This is a genomic window from Pseudomonas mosselii (assembly GCF_003205295.1).
Lineage (GTDB): Bacteria > Pseudomonadota > Gammaproteobacteria > Pseudomonadales > Pseudomonadaceae > Aquipseudomonas > Aquipseudomonas mosselii_B.
In genome coordinates, this window is the sequence record NZ_QJRP01000004.1 from 258163 (window position 1) to 277293 (window position 19131).

Sequence of the window (19131 nt, forward strand, 5' to 3'; positions counted from 1 at the left end):
ATCAAGCCTTGCCGTGCCGCTCGTTGGCGTATGCCCGCGATCGTGGCACGATTGCCGGGTTAACGACCGAGAACCTCCAGACCATGCCGCATACCACCGCGAAGAACCTGTCTCTGATCGCCGCCATCGACCTGGGCTCCAACAGCTTCCACATGGTCGTGGCCAAGGCCCATCACACGGAAATCCGCATCCTCGAAAGGCTTGGAGAAAAGGTTCAGCTCGCCGCCGGCATCGACGATGAGCGCAAGCTCAGCGAAGAAGCCATGCAACGCGGCCTGGAATGCCTCAAGCGCTTCGCCCAGCTGATCAATGGCATGCCTCAGGGCTCGGTGCGCATCGTCGGCACCAACGCCCTGCGCGAAGCGCGCAACCGCAACGAATTCATCCTGCGCGCCGAAGCCATCCTCGGCCACCCGGTCGAGGTCATCTCCGGCCGCGAAGAGGCGCGCCTGATCTACCTGGGCGTGTCCCACACCCTGGCCGACACCCCCGGCAAGCGCCTGGTCGCCGACATCGGCGGCGGCAGCACCGAGTTCATCATCGGCCAGCGTTTCGAGCCGCTGCTGCGCGAAAGCCTGCAGATGGGCTGCGTCAGCTTCACCCAGCGCTACTTCCGCGATGGCAAGATCACCCCGGCGCGCTACGCCCAGGCCTACACCGCCGCGCGCCTGGAGTTGATGAGCATCGAAAACGCCCTGCACCGCCTGACCTGGGACGAGGCCATCGGCTCTTCCGGGACCATCCGCGCCATCGCCGCGGCGATCAAGGCCATCGGCCAAGGCAGCGGCGAGGTCAACGCCGAGGGCCTGGCGGCGGTCAAGCGCAAGCTGTTCAAGCTCGGCGAGACCGACAAGATCGACTTCGAAGGGGTCAAGCCCGATCGGCGGACCATCTTCCCGGCGGGCCTGGCCATCCTCGAGGCGATCTTCGACGCCCTGGAGCTGCAGCGCATGGACCACTGCGACGGCGCCCTGCGCGAAGGCGTGCTGTTCGACCTGCTGGGCCGCCACCACCACGAGGACGTGCGCGAACGCACCCTGAACTCGCTGATGGAGCGCTATCACGTCGACCAGGGCCAGGCCGCGCGCGTGGAGCGCAAAGCGCTGCACGCCTTTGATCAGGTGGCCGCAGCGTGGGATCTGGAGGACGGCAACTGGCGCGATCTTCTGGGATGGGCGGCGAAAATCCACGAAATAGGATTGGATATCGCCCACTACCATTACCACAAGCATGGCGCCTACCTGATCGAGCACTCCGACCTGTCCGGCTTCTCCCGCGAAGACCAGCAGATGATGGCCCTGCTGGTGCGCGGCCACCGTCGCAACATTCCCAAGGACAAGTTCGCCGAACTGGGCGATGAGGGCGTCAAGCTGCTGCGCCTGTGCGTGCTGCTGCGCTTCGCCATCCTGTTCCACCATATCCGTGGCACCCAGCAGATGCCCAAGGTAGAGCTGCAGGCAGGCGACAACAGCCTGGAGGTGGTCTTCCCGAGCAGCTGGCTGGAGCAGAACCAGCTGACCCAGGCCGACTTCGCCAACGAGGCGGAGTGGCTGGCGCGGGTTGGGTTTGTGCTGAGCGTGCGCTAAAGGCCAAAGGGGGGCGCTGCGCGCCCCTTTCGCGACACAAGGCCGCTCCCACAGGTGATCGCATTTCCCTGTGGGAGCGGCCTTGTGTCGCGAAAGGGCCGCAAAGCGGCCCCAGCAATCCATCTAGCGTACGTTCAGCACCGGATTGCTCAGGCGCTCCAGCAGCGTAGCCTGCACACTGCGCGGATTCTGGTTGCCGGTCGGCGTGCTGCGCACGTAGCGCCCGTCCGGCTGCAGGGTCCAGGCCTGGGTGTTGTCGGTCAGGTACCCCTCCAGTTCCTTCTTCACCCGCAGCAGCAGCTTCTTGCCCTCCACCGGGAAGCAGGTCTCGACACGCTTGTCGAGGTTGCGCTCCATCCAGTCGGCGCTGGACAGGTAGATCTGCTCCTCGCCGCCGTTGAGGAAGTAGAACACCCGGGTGTGCTCGAGGAAGCGGCCGATGATCGAGCGCACGTGGATGTTGTGCGACACCCCCGGGATGCCCGGGCGCAGGCAGCACATGCCGCGCACCACCAGGTCGATGCGCACGCCCGACTGGCTGGCCTTGTACAGCGCCTTGATGATCTTGGCGTCGGTCAGTGAGTTGAACTTGGCGATGATGTGCGCCGGCTTGCCTTCCAGGGCGAACTGAGTCTCCCGGGCGATCATGTCGAGCATGCCCTTCTTCAGGGTGAAGGGGGCGTGCAGCAGCTTCTTCATGCGCAGGGTCTTGCCCATGCCGATCAGCTGGCTGAACAGCTTGCCGACGTCCTCGGTGAGGGCGTCGTCGGAGGTCAGCAGGCTGTAGTCGGTGTACAGGCGTGCGTTGCCAGCGTGGTAGTTGCCGGTACCCAGGTGCGCGTAGCGGACGATCTCGCCCTGCTCGCGGCGCAGGATCAGCATCATCTTGGCGTGGGTCTTGAAGCCCACCACGCCGTAGATCACCACCGCGCCGGCAGCCTGCAGGCGGCTGGCCATCTGCAGGTTGGACTCTTCGTCGAAGCGCGCGCGCAGTTCGATCACCGCGGTGACCTCCTTGCCGTTACGCGCCGCGTCCACCAGGGCGTCGACGATCTCCGAGTTGGCGCCCGAGCGGTACAGGGTCTGGCGCACGGCGAGTACGTGCGGGTCCTTGGCGGCCTGGCGCAACAGGTCGATCACCGGGGTGAACGACTCGAACGGGTGCATCAGCAGCACATCCTGCTTGCCGATCACACTGAAGATGTTGTCGGCGTTCTGCAGCAGCTTGGGGATCGCCGGGGTGAACGGCGTGTACTGCAGCTCCGGATGGCTGTCGAGGCCGGTGATGCTGAACAGGCGGGTCAGGTTGACCGGGCCGTTGACTTGGTACAGCTCGCTCTCGCTCAGGCTGAACTGCTTGAGCAGGTAGTCGGAGAGGTGTTTCGGGCAGGTGTCGGCCACCTCGAGACGCACGGCGTCGCCGTAGCGGCGCGAGAACAGCTCGCCGCGCAGGGCGCGGGCCAGGTCGTCGACTTCCTCGGAGTCCAGCGCCAGGTCGGCGTTACGGGTCAGGCGGAACTGGTAGCAGCCCTTGACTTTCATGCCCTGGAACAGGTCGTCGGCGTGAGCGTGGATCATCGACGACAGGAACACATAGTTGTCGCCCGGGCCACCGACCTCTTCCGGCACGCGGATGACCCGCGGCAGCAGGCGCGGCGCCGGGATGATCGCCAGGCCCGAATCGCGGCCAAAGGCATCGACACCCTCGAGCTCGACGATGAAGTTCAGGCTCTTGTTCACCAGCAGCGGGAACGGGTGGGTCGGGTCGAGGCCGATCGGGGTGATGATCGGCGCGATCTCGTCGCGGAAGTAGCGGCGCACCCAGGTCTTGAGCTTGGGTGTCCAGTAGCGCCGGCGGATGAAGCGGATGGCGTGCTTCTCCAGCTCCGGCAGCAGCACGTCGTTGAGGATCGCGTACTGACGGTCCACCTCAAGGTGCACCAGCTCGCTGATGCGCGCCAGCGCCTGGTGCGGCTGCAGACCGTCGGCGCCGGCCTGCTCGCGGGCGAAGTTGATCTGCTTCTTCAGGCCCGCCACGCGGATCTCGAAGAACTCGTCGAGGTTGCTGGAGAAGATCAGCAGGAACTTCAGGCGCTCGAGCAGCGGGTACGATTCGTCCAGCGCCTGCTCCAGCACGCGGATGTTGAACTGCAGCTGCGAGAGCTCGCGATGAATGTACAGGCTGCTGTCGTCCAGGCTCGGCACGGCGATCGCCGGGGCCGGCGCAGGCGCTGGTGCCGGGGCGGCTTCGGCGACCGCTTCCGGCTCCACTACCGCCGGCAGGTCGGGCGGGGTCTGCACCATCTCTTCGGGCACGGCCTGGGCATCCTTGATCTCGACAGGGGTTAGCACTTCGTTATTCATCTGACGTTCCTGGAGGGCGTTACTGCCCTCTCATCAATTGAGCGGCACGCACGGCGAAATAGGTCAGGATGCCATCAGCGCCTGCCCGTTTGAAAGCGGTGAGGGATTCAAGGATCACGGCCTCGCTGAGCCAGCCGTTCTGGATGGCGGCCATGTGCATGGCGTACTCGCCGCTGACCTGATAGGCGAAGGTCGGCACCTTGAACTCGGCCTTCACCCGGTGAACGATGTCCAGGTACGGCATGCCCGGCTTGACCATGACCATGTCGGCGCCTTCGGCGAGGTCGGTGGCCACTTCGTGCAGAGCCTCATCGCTGTTGGCCGGGTCCATCTGATAGGAGGCCTTGTTGGCCTTGCCCAGGTTCAACGCCGAGCCGACCGCGTCGCGGAACGGGCCGTAATAGGCACTGGCGTACTTGGCCGAGTAAGCCATGATGCGCACGTTGACGTAGCCGGCTTCTTCCAGGGCCTGGCGGATCGCGCCGAGACGACCGTCCATCATGTCCGACGGGGCCACCACCTGAGCGCCGGCCTCGGCGTGGGACAGCGCCTGGCGCACCAGGGCCTCGACGGTGATGTCGTTCTGCACGTAACCCTCTTCATCGAGGATGCCGTCCTGACCATGGGTGGTGAACGGGTCCAGGGCCACATCGGTGATCACCCCCAGCTCCGGGAAGCGGGCGCGCAGGGCGCGGGTGGCGCGCTGGGCGATGCCGTCGGGGTTCCAGGCTTCGGCGCCGTCGAGAGACTTCTTCTCGGTCGGGGTCACCGGGAACAGCGCCAGAGCAGGAATGCCCAGCTCCACCCAACCCTGTGCGGCTTCCAACAGCAGGTCGATCGACAGGCGTTCGACGCCCGGCATGGACGGTACTTCTTCGCGACGGCCCTCGCCGTCCAGCACGAATACCGGGAGGATCAGGTCATCGACGGTCAGGGTGTTTTCGCGAACCAGGCGACGGGAGAACTCGTCCCGGCGGTTGCGACGCAGGCGGGTGGCAGGAAACAGACGGTTGGCGGGGGTAAAGCTCACGGCAGACTCCTGAGCCCGCGCGGGCGGGCAGCGCGACAGTTATAAGCGGCCATTATGACGCCTGTGTTACATCCTTAGGCAACCCTGCGACTTGTGGCCGCAGCCATTGTCGTTGCAGGGAATCTTCACGTCGAGACACATTTGGACACTTTCCCCAACGCGCCCGAAGGGGTAGGCTGCGCGTTCATTTCGCCAGCACGCCAGAAAATGCTTCAACAATTCCTGAACGATTTCGGCTACTTTGCCCTTTTTCTCGGCACGTTCTTCGAGGGCGAGACCATCCTGGTGCTCGCGGGCTTTCTTGCGTTCCGCGAATATATGGACATCAAGCTGGTGGTGCTGGTGGCCTTCTGCGGCAGCTACGCCGGCGACCAGTTGTGGTATTTCATGGGCCGCCGCCACGGGCGCAAGATCCTCGCCCGCAAGCCGCGCTGGCAGGCCATGGGTGACCGGGCGCTGGAGCACATCCGCCGCCATCCGGACATCTGGGTGCTGAGTTTCCGCTTCGTCTACGGCTTGCGCACGGTGATGCCGGTGGCTATCGGCCTGTCCGGCTACCCGCCGCGCCGCTACCTGCTGCTCAATGGCATCGGCGCCGCGGTGTGGGCCCTGGCCCTGGGGCTGGCCGCCTACCACTTCGGTGCCATTCTCGAAGGCATGCTCGGCAGCATCAAGAAGTACGAGCTATGGGTGCTCGGCGGCCTGCTGGTGCTGGGCCTGGCGCTCTGGCTGCGCCGACGTTTTCGCAACCTCCGCGCCGAGCGCCGCGCGGCGGCAGAAGGCCAGGCCGCCGAGGCTGAGCAGGCTGTAGCCCAGGAGCAGCCACCAGAACACGGGCGTGACCAGCGCTAAGCCAAGCGCGCCGGCCAGATACAGCGCCGGCGCATTCGACAGCAGTCGCACTATCTCCAGGCGTCCCGTCCAAGGTCGGTCCTCCAGCGCCACCCCCAGCACGAACAGCCCGAACGCCATCACCGTCCAGCCCAATACCAGGGCTGCAGGCGCCACCCGCTCCGCCACCTCCATCAGATAGCTGCCCAGCGCCACATAGACCGCGAACTGCACGGTGACGTACACCTGCCGCGCGCCGCCCAGGGGAATCGCGAACTTGCGAAACGCCGCCAGGTCCTGCTTGGGCTGTGGATAAGCGGCGGCCACATCCGCCGGGCGCCAGCCGGTGGGCATGAACCAGATGCGCAGCTTGTCCCACCAGTTGCTGGCGCGGCGAGCGTCTTGCCAGAGTTGGGCGTAGAACTGCACGTTGGCCCACAGCGGGTTCCAGCTGGCCAGCGGCGTGGTCACGCCGAAGATCACCGGCTCGCGCTCGTCCTCTTCCTGGAAAGTGCCGAACAGCCGATCCCAGATTATGAACACGCCGCCGTAGTTGCGATCCAAGTACAGAGGATTCTGCGCATGGTGGACACGATGGTTGGACGGCGTGATGAAGATCCACTCCAGCCAGCCCAGCTTGGGCACATGGCGGGTGTGCACCCAGAACTGGTACAGCAGGTTCAGCGACGCCACGGTGATGAACACCAGCGGCGGCACGCCCAGCAGCGCCAGCGGCAGGTAGAAGATCCAGGAGAACAGGAAACCGCTGCTGGTCTGACGCAGGGCGGTGGTGAGGTTGTATTCCTCGCTCTGGTGGTGCACAGAGTGCGCGGCCCACAACACATTGCGCTCGTGGCCCAGGCGGTGCAGCCAGTAGTAGCAGAGGTCGTAGAGCACGAAGGCGACCACCCACACCCACCAGGCATCGGCCGGCAGCCGCAACCAGGCCAGGTGCTCCCAGGCCACGGCGTAGGTGATCAAACCCACACCTTTGGTCAGCAGCCCGGTGCTGGTAGACAGCGCGCCGGTGCTCAGGCTGTTGATCGAATCGGCGAGCTGGTAGTTACGCCGCCCGCGCACGCGGTCGGCGATCAGCTCCACCGCGATCAGCACGAAGAAGAACGGCACGGCCAGCAGAATCAGGTCCATGAACGGCCACCTCCAAGGTTGTCCACGAAGATTAGGCCCGCCGAAGGGCAAATCCCATGGCTACATCTGCCAAACTAGAGGACATTTAGCGCCTCGACACTGGAGTATTGAGCATGACGAAAAAAGTTGCGGTGATTCTGTCCGGTTGCGGCGTGTACGACGGCGCCGAGATCCACGAAAGCGTGATCACCCTGCTGCGCCTGGACCAGCGTGGCGCCCAGGTGCAGTGCTTCGCGCCGAACATCGCGCAGATGCATGTGATCGACCACCTGACCAAAGAAGAGATGCCCGAGTCGCGCAATGTGCTGGTGGAATCGGCGCGTATCGCCCGTGGCGAGGTCAAGGACATCCGCAAGGCCAGTGTCGAGGACTTCGACGCCCTCATCGTTCCCGGCGGCTTCGGTGCGGCCAAGAATCTCTCCAACTTTGCCGTCGAAGGCGACAAGTGCAGCGTGCAGCCGGACGTGCTGGCCCTGGCCGAGGCCTTCGCCGAGGCGGGCAAGCCAGTCGGCCTGATCTGCATCTCGCCGGCCCTTGCGGCGAAGATCTACGGCCCAGGCGTGGTCTGCACCATCGGCAAAGACGCCGACACCAGCGCGGCAGTGGTGAAGATGGGCGGCACCCATGAGGAATGCGATGTGCACGACATCGTCGAGGATACCCAGCGCAAGCTGGTGACTACCCCGGCGTACATGCTGGCCAAGTCGATCAGCGAAGCGGCAGGCGGCATCAACAAGCTGGTGGACCGGGTGCTGGAGCTGACCCACGAGAACGACTGATAAACGCTGGTGTAGGGACAACTGTCTTGTGATTACCGGCCTCATCGCCGGCAAGCTGGCTCCTACAGGTAAAGCGCAGACCCATGGCCGCTGCGGTCCCTGTGGGAGCGGCCTTGTGTCGCGATGGGCTGCGTAGCAGCCCCGGCGATTTTGCATGATGCCGAGATCCTGGGGCCGCTACGCGCCCCATCGCGACACAAGGCCGTTCCCACAAGCTTGGCGAATGCTTCCGGGATAGCGTCAGGCTTTGGACAAGCGGGACAGGATCCGGTCCAGCGCATTGGCGAACGCCTGCTTCTCGCGCTCGCCATAAGGCGCCTGGCCGCCGCCGACCTGGCCCTGCTCGCGCAGCTCGGTGAACAGGTTGCGTACCGCCAGGCGATCGCCCATGTTGCGCTCGTCGAACTCACGGCCACGCGGGTCCAGCGCCGCCACGCCCTTCTTGATCAGACGGTCGGCCAGCGGCACGTCGCTGCAGATCACCAGCTCGCCGGGCTCGGCGTTCTCCACCAGGTAGTCATCGGCAGCGTCCATGCCGCTGGGCACCACGATCAGCCGCACGCAGGCGAAGGCCGGCTTGATCTGCGGCTGGCCGGCCACCATCACCACTTCGAGCTTGCGCTTGAGGGCGAACTTGACGATCAGGTCCTTGGCCGCCTTGGGGCAGGCGTCGGCATCGATCCATACACGCATTGCTTTCGTATCCTCGCAAAGCTGGGAGGGCTGCGCCCTCCTTTCGCGACACAAGGCCGCTCCCACAGTGCTGCCAGTATGCCTGTGGAGTGGCCTTGCGTCGCGATGGGCCGCATGACGGCCCTCAAGTTTCTCAGCCGGCCGCTGCCCGGCGCTTCTCGGCCAGCCAGCTGCGCCCGTACAGGACCACGATGGCCAGCAACGCCACCGCCTGCGCGCCCAGCGAATAGGCGTCGGCATGGATCCCCAGCCAGTCGAACTCGAAGAACGCCACCGGCCGCGTACCCAGCACGCCGGCCTCCTGCAGCGCCTTGACGCCATGCCCGGCGAACACCACCGACAGCGCGCATAGCAAAGCGGCGTTGATGCTGAAGAACAACGCCAGCGGCAACTTGGCCGAACCACGCAGGATCACCCAGGCCAGGCCCACCAGCAGCACCAGTGCCGTGGCACCGCCGGCCAGCACCGCCTGGTGCCCGGCAGGACCGGCCTGCAGCCACAGGGTCTCGTAGAACAGGATCACCTCGAACAGCTCACGGTACACCGAGAAGAACGCCAGCATGGCAAAGCCGAAACGCCCGCCGCCACTGACCAGGCTGCTCTTGATGTAGTCCTGCCAGGCAGCGGCATGGCGGCGATCGTGCATCCAAACGCCAAGCCACAACACCATCACCGCGGCGAACAGCGCCGTGCAGCCTTCGAGCAGCTCACGCTGCGCACCGCCGACGTCGATCACGTAGGCCGCCAGGGCCCAGGTGGCAAAACCGGCGACCAGTGCCAGGCCCCAGCCGATATTGACACTGCGTACCGCCGACTGCTGCCCGGTGTTGCGCAGGAAGGCCAGGATCGCCGCCAGCACCAGGATCGCCTCCAGGCCCTCGCGCAGCAGGATCAGCAGGCCGGAGATGTAGCTCAGCGACCAGCTCAGGCCATCGCTGCCCAGCAGCTTGGAGGCCTGCTCCAGCTTGGCCTTGGCCTCGGCCAGGCGCTGTTCGGCCTGGGCCATCGGCAGGCCGTCCTGCAGCGACTGACGGTAGGCCATCAGCGACTTTTCCGTGTCCTTACGGGCCTGGGCGTCGATGTTGTCGAGCGAGCTTTCCACCAGCTCGAAGCCTTCCAGGTAGGCCGCCACCGACAGGTCGTAGGCCTGGTCGTGGTCACCGGCGCGGTAGGCCGCCAGGCTCTTGTCCAGGGTGCTGGAGGTGTATTCGAGCAACTGTGCCGGGCCACGCTTGACCTGCGGCGGCTGCGCGCGCTGGGCGCGGAACGCGGCCACGGCATCCGCGCCTTCGCTGGCGGCGACTTCGGCCGGGGTCTGCCGGGCCAGGTCGGCGATGTTCCAGGTCTTGTCGCCCTTGGCCGCCTGCGGATCGGCGGTGAAGCTGGCGATGTAGGCCGCCACATCCCAGCGCTGGCGCTCGTCGAGCTGGTCGGCGAACGACGGCATCTCGGTGCCTTCGATGCCCAGCCCCAGGGTGTTGTACAGGTCGAACAGACTCAACTGGTCGAGGCGCCCGGCATCGCGCAGGTTGGCCGGCGCAGGCTCCAGGCCGACCCCGGCCGGGCCGTCGCCCAGACCGGTGTCACCGTGGCAGATCGAGCAGTTCTGCGCATACAGCGATGCGCCACGGGCCGGATCGGGGGTGATCACCGGCGCCTGGCTGACCTCGTAGGCCACTGCCAGGCGTGCGCCCAGCTGGCGAGCCTGGCGGGCGACAGCGGCGCCGTCCTGACGCTGGTCGATGGCCTGGCGCAGGCTCTGCACACCTTGCTCCAGAGCGCCGCGCTCGGCATGCACGGGCAGCCCCTTGACCAGCTCGGCCAGCACGCCACTGAACTCCTGCTGCTCGCGGTACTCCCCGTCGTCCACCACCTTGCCGTCGCGCACGGTCGGCGGGTAGTCGGCGCCGATGTAGTCCAGCAGGTGCAATGCCTTGGTCGCATCGGCAGGCGCTTCGGCCAGCGTCGGGAGGCTGCACAGCGCCAGCAATGGGCCAAGCAACAGGGCAGGCAGCCAGGCGAGCAGACGGGAACGGGAAATCATGGCCAATCTCGACGGAAATACGAAAGAGAACATTGTTCACTTCCACTCTCCCCCGCTCAAGGCTCAGGGGCAGATTTCATGAAAAATCTTGAGACAAATTGACGGAACAACCGTTGGGAACGGTTTTTACCGACTGATGGCATCGACCTAAAAATGCGAAGCAATTCGCCATCACCCCGCTACTACTTTGGGTATAATCCCGCGCCGCCGTAATAGCCATTAGCAATCAAGGCGCCTCCATCGAGAGGTTCTGGCGATAAAACAGAGGGATCTGCCGCCCCCGCCCACGCGGCCAACCGTTTCAGGGAAAGAAGAAGTCCGATGGTATCCCGCGCCCTCACCCTGGCGACCCTGGTCGCCGCCGTGCAGCTCACCGGCTGCTCGGTGTTCCGCAGCTACGACAGTGAACTGCAGGAGACCAACAAGCAGTTGGCCGCCGGCAACGTCGACGCCGCCCTCGCCCTGCTGGAAAGCAACAACAAGGGCGAGCAGAAAGACCTGCTCTACTACTTCGAAAAAGGCGAGCTGCTGCGCTCCAAGGGTGACCTCAAAGGCAGCCAGGACGCCTGGCGCTCGGCCGACAGCGTGGTGTTCCAGTGGGAAGAGTCGGTAAAGCTCGACACCGACAAGTACCTGAGCCAGTTCGGCAGCTACCTGGTCAACGACAAGGTCCGCCGCTACGAAGGCTATGACTACGAAAAAGTCATGCTGACCACGCAAATGGCCCTGAACCTGCTGGCACAGAACGATTTCGACGGCGCCCGCACCGAGATCAAGAAGACCCACGAGCGTGAGGCGATCATCGCCGAGTTGCGCGACAAGGAATACCTCAAGCGCGAGGAAGAGGCCGAGAAGGAAGGCATCAAGACCGAGTACAAGGACCTGCAGGGTTACCCGGTCGCCAGCCTCGACGCCCCAGAGGTGGTCGGCCTGAAGAACAGCTACCAGAGCGCTTTCAGCCACTACCTGTCCGGCTATGTCTACGAGGCCCTCGGCGAGAAAGGCCTGGCCGCGCCGGGCTACCGCAAGGCCGCCGAACTGCGCCCGAACACGCCGTTGCTCGACCAGGCGCTGCTCGACCTGGACAAGAACAGCGCCAAGGCCGGTGAAAGTGATGTGCTGATCGTGGTGCAGACCGGCCTGGCCCCGGCCCGCGATTCGATCCGCATCCCCCTGCCGCTGCCGATCCAGGACAACCTGGTGATCACCCCGCTGTCGTTCCCGATCATCAAGGAAGACACCTCGACCGCGCACCTGGGCGAGATCCAGCTCAACGACAAGGCCCTGGCCCTGACCGCGCTCAACAGCACCACGGCGATGTCGCGCCGCGCCCTGCGCGACGACATGCCGGGCATCATCCTGCGCACCAGCGTGCGCGCCATCAGCCGCGGCGTGGCGCAGAAGAACCTGAACAAGACCAACCCGATGGCTGGGCTGGTGGTGGGCATCGCTTCCACCGTGCTGGAAGGTGCGGACACCCGCACCTGGCGCACCCTGCCCGACGAAACCCAGGTGGCCCGGGTGCGCCTCAAACCGGGCGAACACCACCTGAGCCTGCCATCGAGCCTCGGCGGCACCCAGGTCACCGTGAAGGTCGATCGCCCCTACCAGGTGGTCAGCCTGCGCGTGGTCGGCAACCGCGTATTCGCTGGCGGCCCGGCCGTCGTAGTCGCACCGCAGGCTGCAGCCACCGCTGTCGCCAGCCTCAAGTAACCCAAGGATCGAACATGCGCAGAACATGCCTCGCCCTGGCCGCCGTCGCCCTCCTGGCCGGCTGCGCCACCCCGCCCCCTGCCCCCGGCAGCGCCGCCAGCAAGGTGGTGACCATGGGCCAGCTGGATGACATCGAAGTCGGCCAGATGCGCGTCGCCCGCGAGAACGGCTACCTCACCGTCAACGTGGCGCTGACCAACACCAGCCGCAGCAACCAGACGCTCTTCTACCGCTTCGCCTGGCTGGGCAGCGATGGTTTCCCGGTGGCCGACGAGGAGAGCTGGAAAGCCCTGCCGCTGTACGGCAAGCAGGCCAAGTTCCTGCCCGCCATCGCCCCGACCCCCGCTGCCCGCGACTTCCGCCTCGAAGTCCACACCCGGTAATCCCATTCAGGAGCACGTTCCATGTTTGCACGCCTTTCCCTCGCCGCCATCGCCATCGCCCTGGTCAGCGGCTGCAGCACCCCGTCGCCGGTTCTCGGCGGCAAGAACATCAGCTACGGCGACAGCAAGGCCGTCGAGCTGGTGACCAACGAGTTCGGTTCCACCGACCTGCAGATGATCGCCGAGAGCATGACCCGTTCCCTGGCCCAGTCCGGCGTGCTGCACGGCCGCCCGGTGGTGCAGGTGTACGATGTGAAGAACAAGACCAGCGAGTACATCGATACCCGCGAGATCACCACCTCGATCAAGACCCAGCTGATGAAGTCCGGCGCCGCCCGCTTCGCCAGCGACAACACCGAGATGCAGAGCCAGGTCGACCAGCTCAAGCTGCAGAACCAGAGCGGCCTGTACAAGAAGAAGACCGTGGCCAAGACCGGCAACATGATCGCCGCCAAGTACCGCCTGGAAGGTTCGATCAGCTCGATCGTCAAGCGCAGCAGCGACTACAAGGACGTGTTCTACAAGTTCAGCCTGCAGCTGATCGACGTCGAAAGCGGCCTGGCCGAATGGATGGACGAAAAAGAAATCCGCAAGACCACGGAGCGCTGATCGATGCGTGCATGGATGGCAATCATCAGCCTGGCCTGCGCCTTCGGCGCACAGGCGGCCCCCAAGGTGGCGGTGACCGACCTGGCTTATCAGGCGCAGGTGGAGGAGTACATCCACACCATCAACGCCCAGAGCAGCGGCCAGGCCGGCATGTACCACGCCAGCGGCCAGTCGAGCTACAGCGAGTACGAGAGCCTCAACAGCTACATCGAGCAGACCGAACTGCGCAAGTTCGGTGGCGACATCAAGGGTGAGATCCTCAAGACCGGCATGTTCCAGCTGGTCCAGGGCCGCCCCTACACCGCCGACTCGAAGGAAGACGTGTACGACGTGATCCGGCGCATCAAGAACGGCGCGTTCAAGGGCGCCGACTACGTGCTGTTCGGTACCCTGTCGGACATCGACTTCCAGCAGGACATCAACTCGCTGGACCACACCGACAGCTACTCGGCGGTGCTGGGCCTGACCGTAGTCGCCGACTTCAGCCTGATCAACACCCGAACCTACGAGATCACCTCGGCGTTCACCGCCATGGGTGAGGGGCAGGACACCAAGCTGGTGAAGAGCCAGGACCGCCGCGTGACGCTGAACCGTCCGCGGGTTGTGCGGGATGTGTCGAAGGCACTGGGCGAGGATGTGGCGCAGCAGTTGGCCGAGCAGTTGGGCGGCTCAGTACCGGGGCAGCCGAAGCAGCCACGCGGCCGGGACAACCTGCCGCCGGATGAGCCGGCGCAGGTGCTGAACTGAGCCACACGCAATCCCTGTAGGAGCGGCCTTGTGCCGCGAAAGGGCTGCAGAGCAGCCCCAGCGATTTTTGCATCAGTGCTGAAACCCTGGGGCCGCTTCGCGGCCCTTTCCGGCCGGTCCGACGCCTCGGCAAGGCCGCTCCTACAGGGGAGCCATTAAGGTCTGGCACTCCCTTTCCAGCCGCCACCCAAGGCCAGGAATACGCCGATCTGCCCCATCGCCACCTGGCTGTTGGCCGCCGCCAACTGGGCGCGAACATCGGTGTAGGTGCGGGTCGCCTGCAGGTCCGCCAGGAACGACTCACGCCCAACCTGGTAACGCAGGTGGGTCTGGTCCGCAGACTCCTTGGCAGAACGCTCCGCCTCGGCCAACGCATCACGTCGATCCAGCAGCGCGCTGTACTGCGCCAGGCGGGTCTGGGTTTCGCGAATGGCGTTGAGCACCACCCCGTCGAAATGCGCCAACGCCGCCTGGGTCGAGGCCTCGGCCATGCGGATGCGCGCGCGGGTGCCGTTGGTGGGGATGTTCCAGCTGATCTGCGGGCCGAAGCCCCAACGATTGGTGGCCGGCTCGCCGAGGTTCTCGAGGATGCCGATGGTGCCCACCTGGGCGCCGATGCTGATGTCCGGGTAGAGCGCGCCGGTGGCCACGCCGATGCTGGCGGTGGCCGCCGCCAACTGGCGCTCGGCCTGACGCACGTCCGGGCGGCGCTTGAGCAGGGCCGCGCCGTCACCGACCGGCACCAGCTGCGACAGATGGGGCAGTTCGGCGCAATCGGCGGTGCCGGCGGGCAATTGCTCGACCGGCTTGGCCAGTAACGCAGCAAGGGTGTAGAGGCCCGCCTCACGCTCGGCCTTGAAGCGCGGCAGCTCGGCGCGCAGGGACTTGAACTGGGTCTGCGAACGGGTGACCTGGGTCTCGTCGCCACGCCCGGCGTCGCGCAGGCGCTGGGTCAGCTGCACGCTCTGCTGCTGCAGGTCCAGCGATTCGCGGGCGATGTGGTATTCCTCGTTGGCCGAGCACACCTGGGTGTAGGCCTTGACCACATCGGCCACCAGGGTGATGCGCGCGGTGTCGGCGGCGGCCTGAACCGCGTCGGCGTTGGCCTTGGCGGCCTCGGTGCCGCGCTTGAAGGTACCCCACAGGTCGAACTGGTAGCTGGCGCTGATGATCGCTTCACCGATATTGGCCACCGGCACCTTCTCCGGCTGCAGGAAGGCCTCGCCGGACTCTTGCAGGCGCTGGGCGCCCAGTTTGACACCGCCGTTGAAGCCGCCCTGGGATTCGGCCACCTCCACCTGGGCACGAGCCTTGGCGATATTGGCGGCGGCCACGCGCAGTTCGGTGTTGGCGCCCAGGGCCTGGCGCACCAGCTCGTTGAGCCGTTGATCCTGATACAGCTGCCACCAATCCTCGGGCACCGGCGCGGAGACCACGCTATCGGCGTCCTGGCGCAGCGGGCCATTGAGGTCGCCGCGCTGCACGGCGGCGTCCTTGGGCAGCTCGTAGTCAGGGCCGACCATCATGCAGGCGCCCAGGGACAGGCACAGCCCCGCCAGGATCAGCTGTTTCATGGATGCTGGCCCTCGATGATCGACACCGTGGCGGTGCGCCCGGCGATCATGCGGAAGTCCTGCGGCACTTCGTCGAAGGCAATGCGCACCGGAATCCGCTGGGCCAGGCGCACCCAGCTGAACGCTGGGTTGACGTTGGGCAGCAGGTTGGCGCCGCTGCTGCGGTCGCGGTCTTCGATACCGGCGGCCAGGCTCTGCACCCGGCCACGCAGGCGGGTGTTGTCACCCATCACGCGGATTTCCACGGCGTCACCGATATGAATGCCACCGAGCTTGGTCTCCTCGAAGTAGCCATCGACGTGGTACGAGGCGCTGTCGACCACCGACAGCACCGGGCGCCCGGCGCTGACGAACTCGTGGGCGCGCGGGGCGCGGTCGTTGAGGTAGCCGTCCACCGGGCTGCGCACCACCGAGCGGTCGAGGTTGAGCTGGGCCACATCCACCTGCACCTGGGCCTCGTTCACCGCCGAGCGGGCGCGGGCTTCGCGGGACTGGCTCTCTTCAAGCTGCTCGGCCGCCACCAGGTTGCCCAGCTTGCGGTTGCGCTGCGCCTCGCGGGAGGCCTGGGCCAGGGTCTCCTGGCGCTCGGCCAGGGTCGCCTTGGCCTGGCGCAGGGCCAGGGTGAAGCGGTCCTGGTCGATGGTGAACAGCACGTCGCCGCGCTTGATGGTCTGGTTGTCACGCACCTCGACCTTCTGGATCAGCCCGGACACATCCGGGGCGATCTGGATCACGTCGGCGCGGATATGACCGTCGCGGGTCCAGGGGGCGAACATGTAGTACACCACCATCTGCCACACGAGCACGGCGGCGAAGGTCACTACCAGCAAGGTCAGGACCACGCGGCCCAGGGTCAGCAAAGGTTTTTTCATGGCAGCATCAGGCTTCGGCAAAAGTGGTCCACCGCGCCAAGCAGCACGGCATACAGGGCAACGTTGAACAGCGCCCGGTGCCAGACCAGGCGGTAGAAATGCAGGCGCACCAGCACCGCGTGCACCCCGAGGAACAGCAGGTAGGTGCCAAACATCATCACCAGCAGCGTGGGCAGGAACACCCCGCTGATATCCAGTTCTCCGATCACAGGGGCGCTCCGTCGAGCCCGGGGGGCAGTTGCGTTTGCTCGGCAGGCTCGAGCATCACTTCCACGCCCGGCAGCAGCGCCAGGCGCAGGCCGCTCAGGGCATGCAGCAGGTGGGTGCGGGCGTCGCCGCGTTCGTACAGCTCGTCCAGGTTCAGCGCCAGGCGCGCACGCTCCATGTTGCGCAGCAGCGCCGCCGGAGCAGGCAGGCGCTCGCCGGCGCGCAGGCAGGCGGCGTAGTGACTGCCGACCTCCTCGATCACCGTGCGCAGGCGCTCACGGGCCTCGGCACCGGCACGCGGCAGGTAGGCCAGCAGGTCGAGCAGGTTCAGGCCCACGCGCAGGTCGCGCAGGGCCACGCCGCTGTCCTGGCCGGTCTGCGACAGGCGCGGCAGGTGCTGCATCAGCCGGTCGAGCATCTGCACGCCGACCTGGCGGTGCTCGGCCAGGGTGGCCGGCGCGGTCATTTCGACGATGTCGCGCCAGGTGAAGCGGGTCATGCGCTTGGCCGCCAGCTCCACGCCGAACGGGCGCACCACCAGGGTCCAGATGAAAGCGAACAGCAGGCCCACGGGGCCGGCCAGGTTGGCGTTGATGAAGGTGAAGAAGTCGGCGTCGTAGGCGCCCTGGATGCTGATGAAGGTCGAGGTGTTGACGATGGTCAGCAGGGTGCCGAGGTAGAAACGTGGCTGCACGGTCAGGGTGCCGACGCAGATGAACGGCACGGCGAAGGCCAGCACCAGCATCGGGAAGTCGTGCAGGTTGGGCAGCACCAGGAACAGGTACAAGCTGGAGAAGATCACCGACATCAGGGTCCAGAAGAAGAACCGGTAGATCTGCGGCGCCGGGTCGTCCATGGCGGCGAAGAAGCTGCACGACACGGCGGCGAGGATCACCGCGCTGGCGCCGTCGTTCCAGCCCAGGCCGATCCACAGGCCGCAGGCGACGACGATGGCGGTGACGGTGGAGAACACCGAATAGAGCATCAGGCCACGGTCGAAGAACGGCGTCAGCCGACCCAGGCGCCAGTGACGGTAGACCGCGCGCCACGGCGTGGCGTCGTCCTTGCGCAGGGCGTGCTGCAGGGTGCAGCAGTCCTGCCAGAGGTCGGCCCATTCGGTCAGGCGATAGAGGGCATTGGACAATAACAGCTCGGCACGCTGGTCGATGGCGGCGGCGCCGGGCTGCAGACGGTCGATCTGCTCGTGCAGGGCGGTCCAGCGCGCCACCGAGGCGCTCTCGGCAGTGCCCTTGAGCCACTCACGGGCAGCGTCGAGTACCGGCTTCAACTGAGCGAACTGGGCCGGGGCGCGGCCCTCGAGGGCAATCAGGGCGTCGTCCAGGGCATCGATCACCGGCAACAGGTGGATCATGCGGCCACGCAGCTCACGGGCATTTTTCAGGGTGTGCGGGCCGGCGCCTTCGTGGCCGAGCTGGCCGATCATCAATTCCAGCGAATTGAAGGTGGCGACCATCACGCCACGCATGCCGCCGACCTTGTCGGCGCTGGCCTCGCGGGCCAAATAGGTATCGCTGTAGCGGATCGCCTCGGCGAACCAGTTGCCGGTCGCGCCCACCACCACCGGCGCCAGCCGACGCGGCCAGAAGATCGCACCAACCACCGCCGCGCAGACGATACCCAGACAGATCTCCTGGGCGCGGGACGAGGCTACGTCGAACACCGCCAGCGGGTTGTCGACCACCGCCAGGGCGATCATCGGCAGGGTGTAGCCGGCGAGCATCAGCACGTAGTTGTTGGCCGTGCGCAGGTTCAGCGAAAGGAACAGCAGGGTGCCGGTCCACAGGGCGATGGCGATGCTCAACAGCAGCGGCGACTGCACCAGCGGCGGCACCAGGAGAATCGCCCCGCCGGCGCCCAGCAACGTACCCAGGGCCCGGTACAGTGCCTTGGAGGTGGTCGGGCCAAGGAATGGGCTGGAGACGATGTACACCGTGGCCATTGCCCAGTAGGGTCGCGGCAACTGCATGAGCAAGGCGATGTACAGGGCGATCATCGACGCGGCGAAGGTACGCACGCCGTAGAACCAGTCGCGGGCCGGGGGCACCGAGCTGAAGAAGCCGTTCATGGCATCACGCCCGCGGCTTCGAACGCCTGGATCACCCGCAAGGTGGCGTCCAGGTCGGCCTGGTCGATACCGCCGAGCACCTCACGGCGCAGGCGCACCAGCTCGCCCTCGATGGACTCGGCCAGGACGCGGCCCTCGGCGGTCAGGCTCAGGGCCTTGGCGCGGCGGTCCAGAGGATCCTCGCTGCGGCAGACCAGGCCGGCCTTGCACAGCTGGTCGAGCAGGCGCACCAGCGACGGGCTTTCCAGCCCGGCCGCCTGCGCCACCGCCACCTGGTGCACGCCGTCGCCCAGGCGCACGATCATCAGCAGCGGGACGGCGCAGGCTTCGGAAATGCCGTAGCCGGTCAGGGCACCCTGGCACAGGCGACGCCAGTGACGGGCGGCCACGACCATTCCGCTGCTGATTTTCAGGTGCAGTGCGTCAAGGGACATGTGGGAACCGAGGATATTCATAGTTTGCTA

At 66.0% G+C, this 19131-nt stretch carries 16 protein-coding genes and 1 pseudogene; 7 read left to right on the forward strand and 10 right to left on the reverse strand.

From position 1 onward, the window contains the following. Positions 1-83: 83 nt before the first annotated feature. Positions 84-1586 carry an exopolyphosphatase gene (gene ppx, locus DMX06_RS06065; RefSeq protein ID WP_110735566.1) on the forward strand — a complete coding sequence of 501 codons (1503 nt, stop codon included), beginning with the start codon at positions 84-86 and terminating at the stop codon, positions 1584-1586. Between the two features lie 123 nt (positions 1587-1709). On the opposite strand, the gene ppk1 is transcribed toward ppx, so the two are convergent. Beyond that, positions 1710-3950, reverse strand: a complete 2241-nt coding sequence (ppk1, locus tag DMX06_RS06070; RefSeq protein ID WP_110735568.1) for a polyphosphate kinase 1 — start codon at positions 3948-3950, stop codon at positions 1710-1712. Positions 3951-3969: 19 nt separating this feature from the next. Beyond that, positions 3970-4980 carry a porphobilinogen synthase gene (gene hemB, locus DMX06_RS06075; RefSeq protein WP_110735570.1) on the reverse strand — a complete coding sequence of 337 codons (1011 nt, stop codon included), beginning with the start codon at positions 4978-4980 and terminating at the stop codon, positions 3970-3972. 207 nt (positions 4981-5187) lie between these two features. Between hemB and DMX06_RS06080 the strand changes: the two genes are divergently transcribed. After that, positions 5188-5832 carry a DedA family protein gene (locus DMX06_RS06080; protein WP_181427785.1) on the forward strand — a complete coding sequence of 215 codons (645 nt, stop codon included), beginning with the start codon at positions 5188-5190 and terminating at the stop codon, positions 5830-5832. A 501-nt stretch (positions 5833-6333) separates the two neighbouring features. Here the strand turns inward: DMX06_RS06080 and DMX06_RS26520 are convergent. Next, positions 6334-6960: pseudogene (locus DMX06_RS26520) on the reverse strand (sterol desaturase family protein); the annotation flags it as partial. Between the two features lie 113 nt (positions 6961-7073). Between DMX06_RS26520 and elbB the strand changes: the two are divergent. Then, the gene (gene elbB, locus DMX06_RS06090; protein WP_110735574.1) at positions 7074-7739 is read left to right on the forward strand and encodes an isoprenoid biosynthesis glyoxalase ElbB; all 666 of its coding nucleotides are present in this window, start codon (positions 7074-7076) and stop codon (positions 7737-7739) included. Positions 7740-7979: 240 nt separating this feature from the next. On the opposite strand, the gene DMX06_RS06095 is transcribed toward elbB, so the two are convergent. Both DMX06_RS06095 and DMX06_RS06100 read right to left on the reverse strand, forming a co-directional pair. Further along, positions 7980-8432, reverse strand: a complete 453-nt coding sequence (locus DMX06_RS06095) for a YaiI/YqxD family protein (protein WP_110735576.1) — start codon at positions 8430-8432, stop codon at positions 7980-7982. 133 nt (positions 8433-8565) lie between these two features. After that, positions 8566-10509 (reverse strand): cytochrome c/FTR1 family iron permease, encoded by a 1944-nt coding sequence (locus tag DMX06_RS06100; RefSeq protein WP_110735578.1) that lies wholly within the window; start codon positions 10507-10509, stop codon positions 8566-8568. A gap of 288 nt (positions 10510-10797) precedes the next feature. Here DMX06_RS06100 and DMX06_RS06105 point away from each other — a divergent pair, with 288 nt between their 5' ends. Genes DMX06_RS06105 through DMX06_RS06120 form a run of 4 tightly spaced genes read left to right on the forward strand, consistent with a single transcriptional unit; the run spans position 10798 to position 13928 of the window. Then, the gene (locus DMX06_RS06105) at positions 10798-12189 is read left to right on the forward strand and encodes a COG3014 family protein (protein ID WP_110735580.1); all 1392 of its coding nucleotides are present in this window, start codon (positions 10798-10800) and stop codon (positions 12187-12189) included. A 14-nt stretch (positions 12190-12203) separates the two neighbouring features. Next, positions 12204-12572 (forward strand): YcfL family protein, encoded by a 369-nt coding sequence (locus tag DMX06_RS06110; protein ID WP_062575563.1) that lies wholly within the window; start codon positions 12204-12206, stop codon positions 12570-12572. A 21-nt stretch (positions 12573-12593) separates the two neighbouring features. Beyond that, entirely contained in the window at positions 12594-13181 is a 588-nt protein-coding gene (lpoB, locus tag DMX06_RS06115) for a penicillin-binding protein activator LpoB (protein WP_110735582.1), read from the forward strand. A gap of 3 nt (positions 13182-13184) precedes the next feature. After that, the gene (locus tag DMX06_RS06120; RefSeq protein WP_110735584.1) at positions 13185-13928 is read left to right on the forward strand and encodes a penicillin-binding protein activator LpoB; all 744 of its coding nucleotides are present in this window, start codon (positions 13185-13187) and stop codon (positions 13926-13928) included. A gap of 155 nt (positions 13929-14083) precedes the next feature. On the opposite strand, the gene DMX06_RS06125 is transcribed toward DMX06_RS06120, so the two are convergent. Genes DMX06_RS06125 through DMX06_RS06145 form a run of 5 tightly spaced genes read right to left on the reverse strand, consistent with a single transcriptional unit; the run spans position 14084 to position 19101 of the window. Next, entirely contained in the window at positions 14084-15502 is a 1419-nt protein-coding gene (locus DMX06_RS06125) for an efflux transporter outer membrane subunit (protein ID WP_110735586.1), read from the reverse strand. Continuing rightward, complete coding sequence (locus DMX06_RS06130; RefSeq protein ID WP_110735588.1) at positions 15499-16374, reverse strand: efflux RND transporter periplasmic adaptor subunit; 876 nt, start codon at positions 16372-16374, stop codon at positions 15499-15501. The genes DMX06_RS06125 and DMX06_RS06130 overlap by 4 nt, the downstream gene beginning before the upstream one ends. Beyond that, positions 16371-16583, reverse strand: coding sequence for a DUF1656 domain-containing protein (locus DMX06_RS06135; protein WP_016392395.1), 213 nt, complete (start codon positions 16581-16583; stop codon positions 16371-16373). The genes DMX06_RS06130 and DMX06_RS06135 overlap by 4 nt, the downstream gene beginning before the upstream one ends. Further along, a complete protein-coding gene (locus tag DMX06_RS06140) occupies positions 16580-18667 on the reverse strand; it encodes an FUSC family protein (protein ID WP_110735590.1) in 2088 nt (695 codons plus the stop codon). The genes DMX06_RS06135 and DMX06_RS06140 overlap by 4 nt, the downstream gene beginning before the upstream one ends. Next, the gene (locus DMX06_RS06145; protein ID WP_110735636.1) at positions 18664-19101 is read right to left on the reverse strand and encodes a MarR family winged helix-turn-helix transcriptional regulator; all 438 of its coding nucleotides are present in this window, start codon (positions 19099-19101) and stop codon (positions 18664-18666) included. Before DMX06_RS06145 ends, DMX06_RS06140 begins: the two co-directional genes overlap by 4 nt. Positions 19102-19131: the final 30 nt, after the last annotated feature.